Genomic DNA, 19,958 nt, shown 5'->3' with positions numbered 1-19,958 from the left:
AAGATCATGAAAAAAATAATAGTATCAATTATAGCTTTTTCTCTATTCTCGGCTTCTTGCAGCGACTTTATTGAAAAAGAACAAAGAGGAAAGCAGACGTTAGAAAACTATTTTCAAACGGTACAAGAATGCGAAAACTATGCAAATGAATTGACGCAGCGTTTGTTATTGGCAAAAGAATGGTGGGTATTAACTGCTCCAAGAGTAACCAACGAAATGTCTACTGATGACGCTTGGATGGGAAACACAGGACAGGACAACAGCGCGCACAGACCTTGTTCGCAATATATCATTACGCCAGATAATATGGGAGATATGAATGGTATTTATACGGCTCATTACTACACCATTCAATCGGCAAATATTGGTTTGGAAAAAATGGCTATGTCGCCAATTACTGAAACTCAGAAAAACCAATATATGGGAGAATCATTATTTGTACGTGCTTATTGTTACTACGAATTGGTAAATCTTTTTGGAGGAGTTCCTTTGTATACAAAATCATTAGGAACATCAGATTTAACTCTGGAAAGAAGTTCTGCAGCAGATGTATATGCACAGATTGAAGCTGACCTTAAAGATGCAGCTGCAAAATTAGAAAGTGCTCCAGTAGCAAGAGACGGAAGAATAAACAAATGGGCTGCTTATGCTTTATTGGCACGTGTATCGCTGTTCCAAGAAAAATGGGCAGAAGCGAAAACTTATGCGAACAAAGTAATTACGGAAGGGCCGTTCCAATTAGAGGCTGATTTCTTAAATATCTGGAATGTCAATAATCATAACGGAGTTGAATCTATTTTAGAAGCACAGTCATCATCTGTCCAAAATAGAGATTTAGGAGCGGCTTTGCCAACTTTAGCTGGTGCTAGAGGGGAAGACAAAAAGAATTTCCCAAGTAATGATGCTGCAGACGTTCTAGACGGATGGGGATGGTGTATGCCAACAAGTGATTTGGAGAATGCTTATTTATCTGAAAATGATGTAATCCGTCGTAGAAGTACTATTACAAAATGGGGAGAAGCTGCGTATGGAGATGAGGTTTTAAATCCAACACATAAGTTCAGTTTAAACGATAATAAATCAGGACGTATCTGTCGCAAATATTATATTCCAATTGCAACACGTCGTTCATTGGATAAAAAGGATGGTCACTTGCCGTTGAATATTCCGTTGATTCGTTTGGCTGAAATGTATTTGACAAGAGCGGAGGCTAATTATCATACAGGAGGAGATGCTTTAGCAGACATCAATGTAATTAGAGCACGTGTAAAATTAGATCCAAAAACAGGAATTTCTGGCCCAACGCTTTTAAGACAAATCTACAAAGAGCGTCGTTTAGAATTGGCTTTCGAAGGATTACGTTTGTTCGATATTCGTCGTGAAAAAGATCCAACAACAGGAAGACCAGTTATCGAATCTTTGATGGGACCAAACGGGACTTTCGTTCAATATAACTTGAGTTCTACAGATCCATACGAAACCACAAACTTGAGAGAACCACAAGATAAAGGAATCAATTTTAACCCTGCTAAACACTTAATGTGGCCAATTCCACAATTAGAAATCGATTTGAGTGGAAATGTCATCAAACAAAACCCAGGATACTAAGATGAAGTTTAATAATCATAATAAAGTAGGTCTGCTGTGTGCAGGCTTACTTTTCGCAAGTTCTTTTTTTGTAGGTTGTGATGCTGAAAAATCTGAAAATTCAGGTTCAGAAAACACGTTAACGGAATTGAAAGTAAGTTTGGATATGAATCTTCAGACAATGGAAAGTTTTGGAGCTTCTGATGCTTGGCAGTGTAATTTTATTGGAAAAAACTGGCCGACGGATAAAAGAAATAAAATAGCCGATTTATTGTTCAGCCAAGGTTTAGATGCTGATGGAAATCCAAAAGGAATCGGATTATCGTTATGGCGTTTCAACCTAGGAGCAGGAAGTGCAGAGCAGGGAGATGCCAGTGATATTACAGATGAATGGAGAAGATCGGAATGTTTTACAACTAACGGAGTTACGTATGATATGAGTAAACAAGCTGGACAGGTTTGGTTTATGAAAGCAGCAAGAGAACGTGGTGTAGATAAATTATTAGCATTTGCAAACAGTGCTCCGGTTTATTTGACTCAAAACGGAAAAGCACATGCTTCTATCAAAGAATTCTACAATTTAAAAGATGGAAAAATGCCCGATTTAGCTGATTTCTGGGTTACCTCTTTAGACAAATTAAAAACAGAACACGGCTTAACAATTGATTATGTGAGCCCGTTTAATGAACCACAATACGAATGGGATGGTTCAGGACAGGAAGGTTCGCCGGCAACTAATACAAACATTTACAGTTTTGTGAACATTTTATCTCCAAAATTGCAGGCTAAAAATTTAGAAGCAAAAATTGTGGTGGGAGAAGCAGGAGCTTATGAACCTTTATATAAAACAGTTTCAGGAAAAGAAAGCAGATCAAACCAGATTGATTATTTCTTTGCTGCGAATTCGACTAAAAATATTGGCGGTTTAAGCAATGTAAAAAAGACTATTTCTGGACACAGTTACTGGCAGGCTTGGCCGTTAAGCACTCTTGTTTCGTCAAGACAGGAAGCGGCATCAAGAATCCAGTCAGTTGGAGGAGTTAGTCTTTGGTCATCAGAATATTGTGTTTTAGAAAGTCCAGGAACAGCTGAACTTCCGGGTGGAGCAGGAGCAGGAAGAGATTTAGGAATGTCATTAGCACTTTGGACAGCTCGTATTGTCAGCACTGATATTGCTGTTGGAGGTGTTACTTCTTGGCAATGGTGGACAGCAATCAGCCGTGGAGATTACAAAGATGGTTTGATTCACGTAGACGATGGCGCAAGCAACGGAGCTGGAAATTCAGATTACTGTAAAAATGACGGATACATCAGAGATTCTAAAACGCTTTGGGCATTAGGAAACTTTTCATTCTTCGTAAAACCGGGAATGGTTAGAGTTCAAATTCCAAGTGTTGATAATACGACAGAATTAAATAATGTAATGGTTACGGCTTATAAAGATGCAACAAACAAAAAACTAGTTGTGGTTGCGGTTAATATGAGCAAATCGGCAAAAGCCTATAAATTAAATCTTGCAGGAGGAACTGTAACCGATAATAAATTAACACCTTATATTACTTCTGAAGCCTTAAGTTTGAAAAAAGGAACTGCGGTTGATGTTTCTGGTTTTGAAATTCCTGCCAGATCGGTAGTGACTTATGTAGGAACGTATAAATAAGATACTAAGGTTCTGAAATGCTAAGATACTAAGGTTTTGAAAAACATAAAGTAAGAATGAAAATTAACCGCAAAGATGATAGAAAACTTTGCGAACATTGCGTAAAACTTAGCGTCTTTGCGGTTAAATAAAAATAAAAAACAAATGAGAAAAGTATATCTCTCGCTTTTATTGGTAATCAGTTCGTTGTCTTTTGCACAGCGAACCGTTACCATCAGCACAGATAATGTAGTACAAATCATGGACGGTTTTGGAGGTTCTGATGCCTGGAGAACGCAGTTTGTGGGCAAAAATTGGCCAGAACAGAAAAAAAATGCTATTGCAGATTTGTTATTCAGTAAAGAAATCGATGCAAACGGAAATCCAAAAGGAATTGGACTTTCAATCTGGCGATTTAATTTGGGTGCTGGAAGTACGGAACAAGGAGAAAATAGCAAAGTTTCTGACGAGTGGAGAAGAAGTGAATGTTTTCTAAATGCTGATGGGAATTATGATTTTTCTAAACAAGAAGGACAAAGATGGTTTCTGCAGGCAGCTAAAAAACGAGGAGTAGAAAAATTTCTTATTTTTACCAATAGTCCTCCGGTTTATATGACAAACAACGGATTATCTTTTGCCTCTCAAAAGAATAAACTGAATCTAAAAGATGGTGCAATTCCAAAATTTGCTGATTTCTTAGTTCAAAGTATTCAAGGATTGGAGAAAAAAGAAGGAATTAAATTCGATTATGTTAGTCCGATAAACGAACCACAGTGGGAATGGATGCCAAAACAAGGCGATACCAACAGTCAGGAAGGAACACCGGCAACCAATCAGGAAATTTATGATTTGACCAAATCACTTTCGGAAAAGCTGAAAGCTAAAAAAATGAATACTGAAATTGTGATTGCAGAAGCAGCACAAATTGATTATTTATATGAAAATGTAAATGCAGAAAATCGTGACAATCAAATTGATTTTTTCTTTGGAAAGACTAAGACGAATGTCATTAAATTTCCAAACGTAAAAAATGTAATCCTAGGACACAGTTATTTTACAACTTGGCCAATTGAAAGACAAGTTTTAAGCCGAAAGTTAATTGCTGCCGAAGTAAAACAAAAACCAGGATTAAAATATTGGCAATCTGAGTATTGTATTTTAGAAAATCCGGGAGAAGCTGAAATTCCGGGTGGTTCAGGCGGAGGAAGAGATTTAGGAATGCAGACCGCTTTATTTGTAGCAAGATTAATCCATAATGATATTGCAGTTGCCAATGCAGCTTCATGGCAGTGGTGGACATCCATCACAAGAGTAGATTACAAAGACGGATTAATTTATTTGGATGATGGAAAAAGCAATGGTGGAACTGAGCCAAATTATGTAAAAAATGATGGAGAATTTCACGATTCAAAATTACTTTGGGCATTAGGAAATTATTCTCTTTTTGTTCGTCCGGGAATGCAGAGAATTGATATTCCAAACCAAAAAGAATTAGATGCTGCAAATGATGTGATGTTGACCGCTTACAAAGATATTCAGAACAAAAAACTGATTGTTGTAGCTGTTAACTGTGGTAAAGAAGCTCAGAAATATAAATTCGATTTATCAAAAGGAACTCTAAAAAATAATGAGTTTACTCCTTATGTAACTTCTGATAATTTAAATTTAAAAAGAGCCAATTCGCAGAAAATTAATAATTTAGAAATTCCTGCGAAGTCGGTAGTGACGTTTGTGGGAGAATTTGAGTAAGTGAGCAGGTTTTTAGTATTCAGTCGCAGTCTCAGTTTTCAGCTTAGCAACTGTAAACTGAGACTGCGAACTAAATCAAAAATGCAAGAAAAACAAATTAACTAAAAAATAAAAATATAGTGTTAAGTAAGAAAACTTTAATCCCAGTTTTACTCTTTTCATGTCTGTCTGCGAGCAGTCAGATTTCGTTTGGAGATTCGAAGAAAATAAATGACAATTGGAAATTCAATCTTCAGGATGTTTCCGATGCAAAAAATACCAATTTTGATGATGCTAAATGGCAGAACGTAAATGTACCGCACGATTGGAGCGTAAAAGGACAATTGAGTCCAACGTTGGCAAGCTGTCAAGGATACTTGCCGGGCGGTATTGCTTGGTACAGAAAATCAATTAATATTCCGCAGAGCAAATCGGGTGAAAAAGTGTATTTGTACTTTGAGGGAGTTTACAACAGAAGTGAAGTTTTCATCAACGGAAAATCATTAGGGAAACGTCCAAATGGTTACATTTCTTTTGCGTATGATGCAACGCCGTTTGTGAAATTTGGTGGAGAAAATACCATTTCTGTTCGTGTTGACCACAGTCAAAGTGCTGATTCAAGATGGTACACGGGTTCAGGAATTTACAGAAATGTGTGGGTAGTTTATGCTAATCCCGTTCATATTGCGCAATGGGGCGTTTATGCCTATCCGGAAGTAAAAAAAGGAACAGGAACTCTAAATGTTGAGGTTGATGTAGAAAATGGTTCTTCTTCTAAATCAGCTTTGACTGTTGTAAACGAACTGTTTTCAAAAGATGGAAAATCAGTTGGGAAAACAACTTCTAAAGTTGAAGTTGCAGGGAATCAAAACGGAAAAATTTCAGCTAAAATCAATGTTAAGAACCCACAGTTATGGGATTTAGACAACCCAAATTTATACGAACTGAAAACTACTGTTTTACAAGACGGAAAAGAAATCGATAAAACGGTAACACAAACAGGTTTTAGAAACTTTACATTCGATCCAAACAATGGTTTTGCTCTTAACGGAAAGTGGATGAAAATGAAGGGAGTTTGTTTACATCACGATGCTGGAGTTTTAGGTTCAGCAGTTCCAAGAGAAGTTTGGAAAACAAGATTGCAAACCTTGAAGGAAATTGGTGTAAATGCCATCAGAACAAGTCATAATCCACAGGCACCGGTTTTTTATGAGCTTTGTGACGAATTAGGATTATTAGTTTTAAACGAAGCGTATGACGAATGGGAATTTCCAAAACGTAAATGGTTAGAAGGCTGGAATTATGGAACTCCAGGTTTTGAAGGTTCGTTTGATATTTTTGCAGAGTATGCTGAAAAAGACCTTGAAGATTTTGTACGTCGTGATAGAAATCATCTTTCTGTATTTGCATGGAGTATTGGTAACGAAGTAGATTATCCAAACGATCCGTATTCGCATCCTGTTTTAGATAAAGGAAAAGACGGTTTCGGACAAGCAGCTTATGGCGGTTATAAACCAGATGCGCCAGATGCTATGAGACTTGGAGCAATCGCAAAACGTTTGGTAGCAGCAGTTAAAAAATATGATAAATCACGGCCGACAACAGCTGGTTTAGCAGGAGTTGCTATGTCTAATGAAACAGAATACCCAGGCGCTTTAGACATTACAGGATACAATTATACAGAAAGTAAATATCAGACTGATCATGCTAAATATCCAAAAAGAGTAATCTACGGAAGTGAAAATGTTCATGATATGGAACCTTGGCTGGCAGTAAAAAACAACAAACATATTTTCGGACAGTTCCTTTGGACAGGTATCGATTATTTAGGAGAATCAGGAAGATGGCCTTCAAGAGGATTTTACTCTGGACTAGTTGATTTTGCTGGAGTTATCAAACCAAGAGGTTATTTCCGACAGTCTTTATGGTCAGATAAACCAATGGCTTATTTAGGAACGTATCCATTAGTAAACGAAAAAGATATTTCTAAAGATGCATGGGCAATTTGGAATTATGAAAACGGACAAAAAATCCGTGTGTTTTGTTATACTAATGCTGCAAAAGCACGTTTAGAATTAAACGGAAAAGTAGTTGGTGAAACGAAATTATACGACGAAAAAACAGGAATTATGTATTGGGATATTCCTTTTGCTTCAGGAAAATTGGAAGCTGTTGGTTTAAACAAAAACGATAAAGAAGTCAGCCGTTATGCCATTAATTCGACACAACAGCCAGTTGAATTAACGATTGCAGAGAAAAACATCACAATCAGCAAAGATAAAGGTGTAGCCAAAATCATGGTTCAGGTTAAAGACCAAAACGGGCTTCCAGTAATGCTTTCAGACAATGAAGTAACTTGTACAATTACAGGGCCAGGTACTTTGTTAGGTCTTGAAGCAGGAAACAACAGCGATATGACAGATTATACCGATAATGTACAAAGAGTATTTCACGGTCACATCGCAGCGTATATTCAGGCAAAAGGAGATTCATCAGAACCGATAAAAGTGAAATTCACAAGCCAATGGCTAAAACCAGTTGAGGTTACCATTAATGTAAAATAAAAATGTTCCAACGGAACATCTCATCGGTAGTAGAGATTACCATTAATGTAAAATTAAAAATGTTTCATCCGAACATCTCATCGGTAAAAAAAAAATGTCCCATTGGAATATTATCATTGATAATAAATTGATAAATGTTCCATTTGGGACATTTTGTTTGTATGATTAAATTGGCAAAATAACCTTACAAGAGAAATTGACATTTGAAGAATTTCACAAGTAAATCTCTAATTGACAGAAAACTATAATTGTTATTAAAAAAAGTTCATTACTTTTAAAGTGTAAAACTTACACATAAACCATCTATAATGAAAAAATCTAACTTACTAGCCATGATGATGGGAACATTTTTCCTGTCAGTTGTATCTACCGCACAAACCAAACCATTTCAAAAAGAAGAATTTAAACAATGGGCTCAGACACCGCCAATGGGCTGGAATAGCTGGGATTGTTACGGACCGACTGTTGAAGAACATGAAGTAAAAGCCAACGCCGATTATATGGCAAAAGAGCTGAAGAAATTTGGCTGGGAATATGTCGTAGTCGATATCCGATGGTTTGTCGAAAATGACAAAGCGGGCGGTTACAATCAAACAGATCCACGTTATGTAATCGATCAATACGGAAGGTATCTTCCTGCTGTAAACCGATTTCCTTCAGCGAAAGATGGACAAGGTTTTAAGCCTTTAGCCGATTATATTCATAAAAAAGGATTGAAATTCGGAATTCATATCATGCGTGGTATTCCCAAAAAAGCGGTTGAAGAAAAAATGCCGATTAAAGGTGCAAACGGAATTACAGCAGATCAAGTTTATTCGACAGCATTGCAATGCGAATGGTTGAGAGACAATTATACAGTTGTAGCAGACAAACCAGGAGCACAGGAATATTATAATTCTATTTTCGAATTGTATGCACAATGGGGAGTAGATTTTATTAAGATTGATGATTTATCAAGGCCCTATCACGAAGGCGAAATCAATTTGATTAGAAATGCGATTGACCATTGCGGACGCAAAATTGTATTAAGCACTTCGCCTGGAGAAACACCAATTTCGGCAGCACAGCACGTAACGACGCACGCCAATATGTGGCGTATGGTTGACGATGTTTGGGACACTTGGCCACATATCACACATTTAATGGATGTAGCACAAAAATGGTATCCGTACATCGCACCGGGAACATGGCCAGATTGCGATATGATTCCGTTAGGGCGTATTTCGATTAGAGGCGAACGTGGCAACGATAGAATGACTCGTTTAACAAAAGACGAACAATATACTTTAATTACATTTTTCAACATCTTTAAATCACCATTGTTTTTTGGAGGAGATTTACCAAGTAATGATGCCTTCACTTTATCATTATTAACAAATAAAGAGGTTGTGAAAATGCATAATGAAAGCACGGCTGTAAAACAACTTTTCCAGAAAGACGGAAAGATTGCAGTGACTTCAAAAAATGCAAAAGATGGAAGTGTTTATTTGGCACTATTCAATATCTCAGATAAAGACTCACAGAAAGTATCTGTAAATCTTTCAGATGTTGGAATTTCAGGTTCTGCGGAAATTTTAAATATATGGACAGGCGAAAAATCTAAAACAACTTCAAAAGAAATTGGTGCCGATTTAAAACCGCATAGTTCAGTTCTGTATCAATTAAAAAGCAAAAAATAATGAAAAGGTTTTTGCTTAAAAGCACTATAAAGTTGCTTTTGCTTTTTGTCATTATTTTTGGAATGTCTGGATTTACAATCAAAACAAAAGATGAAAATCCTGGTAAAGTTTACTTATTTGCGTATTCTACTTTAAAAAATAATGGAAAAAACGGACTTCATTTTGCGTGGAGTACAGATCAGAAAAACTGGTTTGCGATTGGCCCTGAATTCAGTTTTCTAAAATCAGATTTTGGAAGCTGGGGACCAACGGGTAAAAGTATGTCTGAAGCTTTTTTGATTCGTGATAATGCTGGGATTTTTCATTGCTATTGGAGCGTTAGAGATAATGTTTTTGCGCATTCAGAAAGCAAAGATTTAGTCAATTGGGGAAGACAAAATTACATTCAGGGAATGAAAAATTTTGTTGGAAAAAGCCAAGACAAATCAGTTATCCTAAATGTTCAGGTTAGTCAGAAAGAGGAACAATATGTAGTTCACTTTAGCGAAAGCGGTAAAAATTATCATACTGCTACAAAAGACTTTCAAAATTATACTCCTGCTGTAATTGATGCTAATGCTTCTCCTTTAAATTTAAAAAGTGAAATTAAGCTCCAAGGAGAGGTTTTACAAGGAACACTGCATAAAGTAGATTGGAGTTTGTTAGACAACATGATTAAAAATATGGAGTCGGTTAAGTTTAGAGATAAACAGAATAATACTTCTCCTAAAAGTGATAGTTTACTTTTTTTAGGTTTAAAACCGGTTAAGGCCGAAATTAAAATAAACGGTCAAGATTCAAAAAAAATCAGCAATATGCTAACGGGTGTTTTCTTTGAAGACATCAATTATGCAGCAGATGGCGGTTTATATGGAGAACTGATTCAGAATCGTGATTTCGAATATTCGCTTCATGATAAAAAAGGAAGAGACGAAAAATGGAATGCTTCAATGGCTTGGAGCGGTGATTTTAAAATTGAAAAAGAAAATCCAATTCATGTTAACAATCCAAATTATGCCGTAATCAAAAACGGAAATATCACGAATTTAGGTTTTGACGGAATTACGCTTAAAGCGAATGAAAAGTACGATTTTAGTGTTTTTGCTAAAGGAACAAAAGCCATTGTTCGTCTGAAAACGGCAAGCGGAGAAACTTTAGCGGAAGCGGTATTTACACCTTCAAATTCATGGAAGAAATTTAATTTAGTTTTAAAACCTTATAAAACAGTAAATGATGCTCATTTAGAAATTAGTACCAACGGTGAAACTGCTGTTGATATGGTTTCACTTTTTCCTCAGCAAACATTTAAAAATCGTAAAAACGGATTACGTTTGGATCTTGCTGAAGCAATTGCAGCTATGCACCCAAAATTTGTTCGTTTTCCGGGCGGATGTGTAGCACACGGAGATGGATTGCATAATATTTACAAATGGAAAAATACGATTGGACCGCTAGAAAGCCGAATAGGATCGCGAAATATTTGGGGCTATCATCAATCAATGGGATTGGGGTATTTTGAGTATTTTCAGTTTTGTGAAGATTTAGGAGCCGAAGCTGTTCCCGTTTTAGCTGCTGGAGTTCCATGTCAAAATTCATCTGACGGAGGTTCTGGACAGCAATTTGGAATTCCAATGGAAGACATGGATGAATATGTTCAGGATGTTTTGGATTTAATTGAATATGCTAACGGAAGCGTCAATACCGTTTGGGGTAAAAAACGTGCTGAGGCGGGACATCCAAAACCTTTCAATTTAGAATATGTCGGGATTGGGAATGAAGATTTAATCAGTGATGTTTTCGAAGAACGTTACCGAATGATTGTAAAAGCGGTACAGCAAAAATATCCTGAAATTATCATTATCGGTACAGTCGGACCATTTTTTGAAGGAACAGATTATAGAGAAGGCTGGAGAATTGCTGATGATTTGAAACTGCCACTTGTTGATGAACATTATTACCAATCGCCAGGATGGTTTATTAATAATCACGATTTTTATGATAGTTATGATCGTTCAAAATCTAAGGTATATTTAGGAGAATATGCTTCATGGGGCAATAAGTTCTATAACGCTTTGGCAGAGGCATTGTATCTAACAGGTGTTGAACGAAATGGAGATGTGGTTTCAATGGCTTCTTATGCACCTTTATTGGCAAGAGAAAAACATACACAATGGAATCCGGATTTAATTTATTTTAATGGAAATGAAGTAAAACCGACAGTAAATTATTTCGTTCAAAAACTTTACGGTCAAAACCCAGGCGATATTTATATTGAAAGCAGTATAAAAGCTTCGGATAATGCCGAGGCTAATAAACGTATTGGCATATCTGTTGTTAAAGAAAGTATTTCGGGAGATTTGATTGTAAAATTAGTCAACGTGCTTCCTGTGAGTTTTATACCATCAATTGAAATAGCTGATTTAACTACAACTGAAAATGCAAGTTATACGGTATTAGCGGGAAATCCAGAAAAAACAGATGCTAGACCAATTACTCAAAATATTACCGTTAAAGAAGCATTTTCAAAAGAATTACCGCCCTATTCTTTTACTGTTATCCGTATTAAAACTAAAAAATAAACTGTTGTATTATTTTCGAAAATATAACGGCATTAAACTTATTACAAAATGAAAAAATTAAAAATCAGCATTGTATTCTTGCTATTGATTTCAACTTTTTTACAAGCGCAAGATAAAGCACAAGGAGTTCCACCTGCAGTTGCAGAGAAAGATTTGACAGCCTATTTATTCGTTTATTTTATCGGAAATAAGGTAGAAGAAGAAGCGGTTAATTATGCTGTGAGTCAAGATGGTTATCATTATTATAGTTTAAATGGAAACAAACCGGTTATAGATAGTAAAGCAATCAGTTCAACCGGAGGCGTTCGCGATCCGCATATATTGCGAGGAGAAGATGGCAAAACATTTTATATGGTTTTGACCGACATGACTTCTTCAAAAGGCTGGGACAGTAATCGTGCAATGGTTTTATTAAAAAGTACCGATTTAGTAAATTGGAAAAGCAGTATAGTGAATATCCAGACTACATTTCCAGGAAACGAAAACTTAAAAAGAGTTTGGGCACCTCAGACTATTTATGATACGAAAGCTGGAAAATACATGATTTATTTCAGTATGCAGCATGCTGGAGGACCTGATAAGATTTATTATGCTTACGCCAATAAAGATTTTACAGCTTTAGAAGGCGAGCCGAAATTATTGTATGTGCCAAAATCGGGTAACGCTTGTATAGATGGAGACATTATAGAAAAAGACGGAGTTTATCATCTTTTTTATAAAACAGAAACCAATACTCCGGGAATCAAATCGGCAACTGCAACTGATTTGACTTCAGGAAAATGGATAGAAAATGACAATTATCTTCAACAGACAAAAGAATCTGTTGAAGGTTCTAGTATTTTTAAACTCAACAATTCTGATGAATATATTCTTATGTACGATGTCTACAAAAAAGGACAATATCAATTTACCAAAAGTACAGATTTGGAGAATTTTACTGTAATTGACAATGAGATTTCGATGGATTTTAAACCACGTCACGGAACTATTCTCCCAATCACGAGATCAGAATTAAAAAGAATAACCGAAAAATGGGGAATGCCTGCTCAATATCCTAAAATAAATAACAACCCGGTTTTAGAAGGATATTATGCCGATCCTGAAATTTTATATTCGAACAAAACTAAAAAATATTATATCTACCCAACAAGCGACGGATTTGACAGTTGGTCTGGTTATTATTTTAAAACTTTTTCTTCTGATAATCTTATTGATTGGAAAGACGAAGGCGTAATTTTAGATTTAAAAAAAGATGTTTCTTGGGCAGACAGAAATGCATGGGCACCTTGTATCGTGGAGAAAAAAATAAAAGGGAAATATAAATATTTCTACTATTTTACGGCTGCTCAAAAAATAGGCGTTGCGGTTTCAGACAACCCAACAGGCCCTTTTAAAGACAGTGGAAAAGCCCTTGTGGCAACAAAACCAGAAGGAATAAAAGGCGGACAAGAAATTGATCCCGATGTTTTTACAGATCCCAAAAGTGGTAAAAGTTATTTTTACTGGGGGAATGGTTATATGGGGGCTTTTGAATTGAATGACGATATGATTTCTGCTAAAAAAGGAACCGAAACAGTAATAAAAGTGGACAAAACTTTCCGCGAAGGAACTTATGTTTTCTACAGAAAAGGAACCTACTATTTTTTATGGAGTGAGGATGATACGAGAAGTCCGAATTACAAAGTACGATACGGGATTTCAAAATCGCCTTTAGGGCCAATCGAAATCCCGGAAAATAATATTGTGATTCAAGGAGTCCCTGAGCAGGGAATTCACGCAACGGGTCATAATTCGGTTTTACAAATTCCAAACAAAGATGAATGGTATATGGTATATCATCGATTTTCTTACCCAACAGGAATTAAAATGGGAAGAGCTGGTGGTTTTCATCGTGAAGTCTGTATTGATAAGTTAGAGTTTAATTTAGACGGAACTATTAAGCAGGTTGTTCCTACTCATACAGGAATCGAAAGTTTGAAGTGAGTTTTTAATGAGTTAGAAAAAGGCCAATTTCTTAATGGAAATTGGCCTTTTTTTTATTTAGGAGTTGTGTTTAAGATTGAGAACTTTTTTTTAAAATGATTAAAGACATTATGATGGAATTATAAACTTAAAACGTGCTTAAATATTTATATATAAGTATTTTAGTAATAAAATAATTTTAAGTATTTGATTATTAATGTTTTATTTTTATTTAAATTTACAATTCTAAATTTATGTCTATTACTTTTTAACAATCAAATCTAGTACTTGCACTGATTTTCTTTTGTATTGTTATCTGCCATTCAAACTTATTTTATTAGCAATTCAATTGCTTTTTCATTTTTTCTTAGCAAAAATAATTATAGGAACTATTTAGGTCTTCTCTAAATAATTCCTTTTAAGATTCCTCAAAGCCAAAATTTAAGATTTGATTTTTTGTTTTTTTATTTCTGTTATAATTTAAAATTGTTAATGCTAATAATTCAATCTTATGAAGAATAAAATACTTTGCATTCTTATTTTTTTAGGGAGTTTTACTGTTTGTTCTCAAGTTGGAATAGGGACACCAATGCCTAATGCATCTTCTCAACTGGAAGTCGCTGCAACAAATCGAGGAATACTGATTCCTAGAATAAATTTGACCAGTTCAACAGATGTAGCAACAATTGTGGGTGGAAATATCAATAGTTTATTGGTGTTTAATACAGCAACTGTTGCTGATATAAAACCAGGATACTATTACTGGTTCGATAATAAATGGAATAGGATTGTAATTTCGGGAGAAACAACCACAGCTTCTGGAACAGTTATTTACAATGCAGTTACTCAAACTTTTTCCTATACCGATAATTCGGGAAATTTTCAAGTAATTGATTTTGGTCCTATTGTTAAAGCGAATGAAACTGTTACCAATCAGGTTCAGAACACAGCAACGGGGGCAATTACCTATACAAATGAGACAGGGAATTCAATAACTTCACAAGTAATCAGTGCTAATGTAGGGAACTTACTTAAAGTAGGAACCGATGGAGGAGCGATGTTAGATATTTCTGTGATTCCGGTAAGTTCTATCACAGTTTCTAATGCGTCAAATGTAAATACAGCAACAGTTACTGTAAACGGAATTACAAGTTCAGGCGCTTCGATTGTCAATACAAACGAAACATCATTATCGGGAACTGAACTGACTACAACTGTGAACGGAGTTGCAAGTACGGCTTTGGATTTAAGTTCGATTTTGGCTTCTGGAACTACAAACGCTTTGAGTTTATCAGGAAATATTTTGACATCGAACGTAAACGGAATTAGTTCAACTTCTGATGCAGTAAGTAATGTTTCAAATTCTTTGTCAGGAAGCAGTTTGACTACATCTGTGAATGGTGTTTCTGGAACAGCTTTGGATTTGACTCCGATTTTGACTTCTGCAACAACAAATGCATTGAGTTTAGCAGGAAATACTTTGACATCGAACGTAAACGGAATTAGTTCAACTTCTGATGCAGTAAGTAATGTTTCAAATTCTTTGTCAGGAAGCAGTTTGACTACATCTGTGAATGGAGTTTCTGGAACAGCTTTGGATTTGACTCCGATTTTGGCTTCTGGAACTACAAACGCTTTGAGTTTAGCAGGAAATACTTTGACATCGAACGTAAACGGAATTAGTTCAACTTCTGATGCAGTAAGTAATGTTTCAAATTCTTTGTCAGGAAGCAGTTTGACTACATCTGTGAATGGTGTTTATGGAACAGCTTTGGATTTGACTCCAATTTTGGCCTCTGCAACAACAAACGGTTTGAGTTTAGCAGGAAATACTTTGACATCGAACGTAAATGGAATTACTTCGACTTCAAATGCCGTAAGCGGAATATCGAATGCATCAAATGTAAATACAGCAACAGTTACTGTAAACGGAATTACAAGTTCAGGCGCTCCGATTATCAATACAAACGTAACATCATTGTCGGGAACAGAATTGACTACAACTGTGAACGGAGTTGCAAGTGCGGCTTTGGATTTAAGTCCGATTTTGGCTTCTGGAACTACAAACGCTTTGAGTTTAGCAGGAAATACATTGACATCCAACGTAAACGGAATTACTTCGACTTCAAATGCCGTAAGCGGAATTTCAAATGCGTCAAATGTAAATACAGCAACAGTCACGGTAAACGGAATTACAAGTTCAGGAGCTCCAATTGTCAATACAAACGAAACATCACTATCAGGAACAGAACTAACTACAACTGTGAACGGAGTTTCGAGTACAGCTTTGGATATTGCCCCAGCAGTTTCGGCATCTCAGACTTTGACCAACCTAGTGCAGTCTTCCACCACTGGCGTAATCACCTATACCAATGAGGACGGAACCGGGCAGACAGCAAATATTACCAGTGCCGATGTAGGCAATATCTTGACAATTGGAACTGACGGCGGATCATTATTGACTCCGGCATCGCTTAGTATAGCAACGTCTGTTTCAAATACATCGGCAGTAAATACATTGAGTACAACAGTAAATGGAGTAACAGGAACGGGAGTGGACATTATTAATACCAATACATTAACAGCGACAAACGGAAATTTAGTATCTACGATAAACGGTGTATTGACAACACCATCAGTTCCTGTATTAATTACAGCAAACAATGGTTTGACATCAACTAATGGCAATGTGCAGTTAGGCGGTACGTTGGTACAATCTACTACTCTGACAACTAATAGCAATAATTTTGCAATTAATGGCTTACCAGTTGGGACAGCATCAGATAGGCTCGTAGCTATTGACCCTTCAAGCGGAATTTTAAGAACAGTTACTCAATCAATGTGGTCCACAATCGGTAATGCAAGTACAACTCCAACGACTAATTTCATTGGAACTACTGATGATCAGTATTTAATGTTCAAGGTTAATAATGCTGTATCTGGCATGGTGAGCACCGCTGCTATTGGCAAGTCTAATACTTCTTTAGGATATAGGACTCTTTCGAATTGGTCAACTACTCCAGTTGCGCAACAAGGTTTTGAAAATACAGCTCTAGGAAACAGTGCTTTAGCTGTTGGTGGTAGTGCCAATGATAATACAGCTATAGGCTATGCAGCGTTAAGTAAAGCTACAGGGTCTAGTTTTTCTGGTAATACAGCGGTTGGTGCTATGGCACTTGCAAATGCTAATAGTATCACTTTTTTAGGGCGAAATACAGCTATAGGCTACCTCTCATTAGGAGATAACACTTCAGGGTCCTATAATACAGGTTTAGGAGCAAGTTCTCTAAATCATAATTTAACGGGAGGATACAATACATCATTAGGAAACCTGACTCTTCAAAATAATTCATCAGGTAACTATAATATAGCGATTGGTGATAGTGCAGGAATTACTAATACTACTGGAAGTAGCAATATACTAATTGGAGGAGGAGCTTCATCCATTAATGTAAATGCATCTGCGCCAACTAGCAGTAATGAAATGAATATAGGTAATACTTTGTTTGGGACAGGAGTAAATAACGCAACAGGAACATTGACAGGTAAAATTGGAATTAATACTAATGTACCAACAAATACTTTACATGTTACAGCCACGGCAGATCCAATTCGCGCCGAAGGTCTACAAACAGGAGCTGTTACAGATAATTTTGTTGTGGTGAATTCAACCGGTGTGCTTAAAACAATTGCACCGAATGCTGCAAACTACTGGAGAATGACAGGAAATGGAGGAACTGATTCTGCAGTAAATTTTCTAGGAACTACTGATGGTCAATCCTTGATGTTTAAAATTAATAATGTAAAAGCTGGAATATTATCTCAAATAGGTGCAACTGCTTTTGGCCTAAGAGCACTGTCAAATTCTATAGGAACCAATAATACGGCATTTGGTCATAATACTTTGACTAGCTCATCAAGCGGTACAGGAAATGTTGCCATGGGGTACAGAGCGCTTGAGGGAAATACAGGGAGTTTTAACACGGCATTAGGAGTCGGAACTCTGCTCGCTAATACATCAGGAAATCAAAATATTGCTATAGGTAATACTGCGCTTGGAGTTTTAGCAACTGGCACAGGTAATACAGCTTTAGGATATCAGGCTGGTATGAATTTAACATCAGGAAGCCAAAACATTATTATAGGAAATACTGTAAATCTGCCGGCAGCAACAGGAAGTAACCGTTTAAATATTGGGAATGCTATTTTTGGTACAGGAGTTAATAATTTAGGGTCTTCAGCTAAGGTTTCAAAAATTGGAATTAATATTGATACGCCAACTAACACACTTCATGTTTCGCCTCAGACTGTAGGTACAGATGACCCAGTTCGAATTGAGGGACTTAAAGCTGGAAGTACCATCACAGATAATTTAGTAGTTGCCGATGCAAATGGAGTTTTGAAAATTGTAAGTCCTTTTTATGCTGCTTTAGGGCCTTGGCACATCCAAACCACTAATGATAAATCTACTTCAAACACAGATGCAATTTACCAAACTGGTAAAGTTGCTATTGGTACTTCAGATATGTTTGGAGGAACGGCAGATCCTGCAACTTGGCTTGCCGTAAACGGATCGATACAAACTACTACAAACATTTATCCGGATTATGTATTTGAAAAATATTTTGAAAAAAGGAGTTCTTCAAATAAAAATTATTCATTTAAATCATTAAAGGAAATTGAAAATTTTGTAAATGAAAACAATCATTTGCCAGGAGTTACAGGAATAAAAGAACTGTCTAAAAATGAAAAAGGAGATTATATTTTTAATGTATCAGAATTATCAGTTCAGGTTTTAGAAAAAGTAGAAGAGCTCTATTTATATGCAATTGAACAGCAAAAGCAGCTCGATGCAAAAGATATGGAAATTCAAAACTTAAAACAGACCGTTGCAGCCATGGATTTACGTTTAGCACGTTTAGAGAAGTTAGTAGAAAAAATGGAACAAGAAGAATAATGTTAGTAGTATTAAAGTCATGAACAAAATAAAAAAATATAGAGCATTCTCCTGTATAATTATGATATTCTGCATTGGACCCATATCGGCACAAACCGTAAATATCGGCGAATTATCAATAGCACCCAATACACAGTTTTCTACCATTTTTGACCTTGAAAACAAAACAAGTGGCGATTTTCTAAATGACGGAAATTTGTATGTTTATGCAAATTTCAAAAATGACGGATTATTTACCTATTCAGGTTCAGAAAATGGAAAAACTTTTTTCATTGGAAATAAAGAACAGCTCATCGACGGTTTGTCTATTTCACATTTCCAGAATATTGAGTTTAACAATACTTCAGATGTAATGCCTTTTCGTTTAGCAACAACAATTGTTGTTAACAAACAGGCATTATTTAAAAACGGAATTATTGATGCCTCCAATGATATTGGAAAAATGATTTTTAATGAAAATGCTTCACATTCAGACGCTAGTAATTTGAGTTTTGTTGATGGAAGAGTAGAAAAAAAAGGTTCTGCTAAATTTGAATTTCCTGTGGGAGATGATGTCTTTTACAGACCATCAATGAAGGACGAAAACAGCAATATGAATATATATGTAACGGAGTATTTTTTTGAGACTACAGGTAATATTCATCCCTATACCAGTAAAGAAGAAAGCATTATAACCATAGATGAAGCCGAATATTGGAATGTGACTCAAGAACAAGGAGCAGATAAAGTCGTTTTAAGTCTTACTTTGGACAAAAATACGACACCGCCTGTTTTTTTTCTGGAAAGTGATGATACCCAATTAGGAATAGTGAGATGGGATGCAGCAACGTCTAAATGGATTAATGAAAAAGGCATTACAACAGAGCTTCTCACAGGAGCAGATTATACAAAACTAATAACAACTCAAGTCAGTGCATATGGAATTTTTGCAATTGCAATAGTTAAAAAAGAAAATCCAGAACCTCCCGCTGATGGAATTACAATTTACAATGCACTCTCACCAAATGGAGATGGAATAAATGATACTTTTCATATCAAAGGAATAAGTCAATTTCCTGATAATAGAGTCGAAATCTATAATCGCTGGGGAGTAAAAGTCTACGATGCAAAATCATACAATGAAAGCGATAGAATGTTTGAAGGTTATTCTGATGGGCGTGCAACAATCAATAGAGGAGAAAAGCTTCCTACTGGCACTTACTTCTATATTATAAACTATACTAAAGGCAACGATGTAATTGAAAAAACGGGTTATTTGTACATCAACAATCAATAAAATTGGCT

At 35.9% G+C, this 19,958-nt stretch carries 9 protein-coding genes; all 9 read left to right on the top strand.

Annotation, left to right across the window (positions count from 1 at the left end):
• Positions 1-6 precede the first annotated feature (6 nt).
• On the top strand, positions 7-1,608 hold the full coding sequence (locus ACFFLS_RS13735) for a RagB/SusD family nutrient uptake outer membrane protein (RefSeq protein ID WP_379682156.1): 1,602 nt from the start codon (positions 7-9) through the stop codon (positions 1,606-1,608).
• A 1-nt stretch (position 1,609) separates the two neighbouring features.
• A complete protein-coding gene (locus ACFFLS_RS13730) occupies positions 1,610-3,247 on the top strand; it encodes a glycoside hydrolase (RefSeq protein ID WP_379682155.1) in 1,638 nt (545 codons plus the stop codon).
• A gap of 144 nt (positions 3,248-3,391) precedes the next feature.
• On the top strand, positions 3,392-4,975 hold the full coding sequence (locus tag ACFFLS_RS13725; RefSeq protein WP_379682154.1) for a glycoside hydrolase: 1,584 nt from the start codon (positions 3,392-3,394) through the stop codon (positions 4,973-4,975).
• 119 nt (positions 4,976-5,094) lie between these two features.
• Positions 5,095-7,518, top strand: coding sequence for a glycoside hydrolase family 2 TIM barrel-domain containing protein (locus ACFFLS_RS13720; protein ID WP_379682153.1), 2,424 nt, complete (start codon positions 5,095-5,097; stop codon positions 7,516-7,518).
• Between the two features lie 308 nt (positions 7,519-7,826).
• The gene (locus ACFFLS_RS13715) at positions 7,827-9,197 is read left to right on the top strand and encodes a beta-L-arabinopyranosidase (RefSeq protein WP_379689459.1); all 1,371 of its coding nucleotides are present in this window, start codon (positions 7,827-7,829) and stop codon (positions 9,195-9,197) included.
• On the top strand, positions 9,197-11,755 hold the full coding sequence (locus tag ACFFLS_RS13710; RefSeq protein WP_379689456.1) for an alpha-L-arabinofuranosidase family protein: 2,559 nt from the start codon (positions 9,197-9,199) through the stop codon (positions 11,753-11,755). Before ACFFLS_RS13715 ends, ACFFLS_RS13710 begins: the two co-directional genes overlap by 1 nt.
• Positions 11,756-11,803: 48 nt before the next feature.
• Positions 11,804-13,738 (top strand): glycoside hydrolase family 43 protein, encoded by a 1,935-nt coding sequence (locus tag ACFFLS_RS13705; RefSeq protein WP_379689453.1) that lies wholly within the window; start codon positions 11,804-11,806, stop codon positions 13,736-13,738.
• Between the two features lie 490 nt (positions 13,739-14,228).
• Positions 14,229-18,674, top strand: coding sequence for a beta strand repeat-containing protein (locus ACFFLS_RS13700; RefSeq protein WP_379689452.1), 4,446 nt, complete (start codon positions 14,229-14,231; stop codon positions 18,672-18,674).
• Between the two features lie 61 nt (positions 18,675-18,735).
• Positions 18,736-19,950, top strand: a complete 1,215-nt coding sequence (locus ACFFLS_RS13695; protein ID WP_379689450.1) for a T9SS type B sorting domain-containing protein — start codon at positions 18,736-18,738, stop codon at positions 19,948-19,950.
• The last annotated feature ends 8 nt before the right edge of the window (positions 19,951-19,958 follow it).

It is taken from the genome of Flavobacterium procerum (assembly GCF_042431625.1).
Classification (GTDB): Bacteria; Bacteroidota; Bacteroidia; order Flavobacteriales; family Flavobacteriaceae; genus Flavobacterium; species Flavobacterium procerum.
Note: the sequence above shows the minus strand (reverse complement) of the source record. Positions and strands in the feature narration are given on the sequence as shown.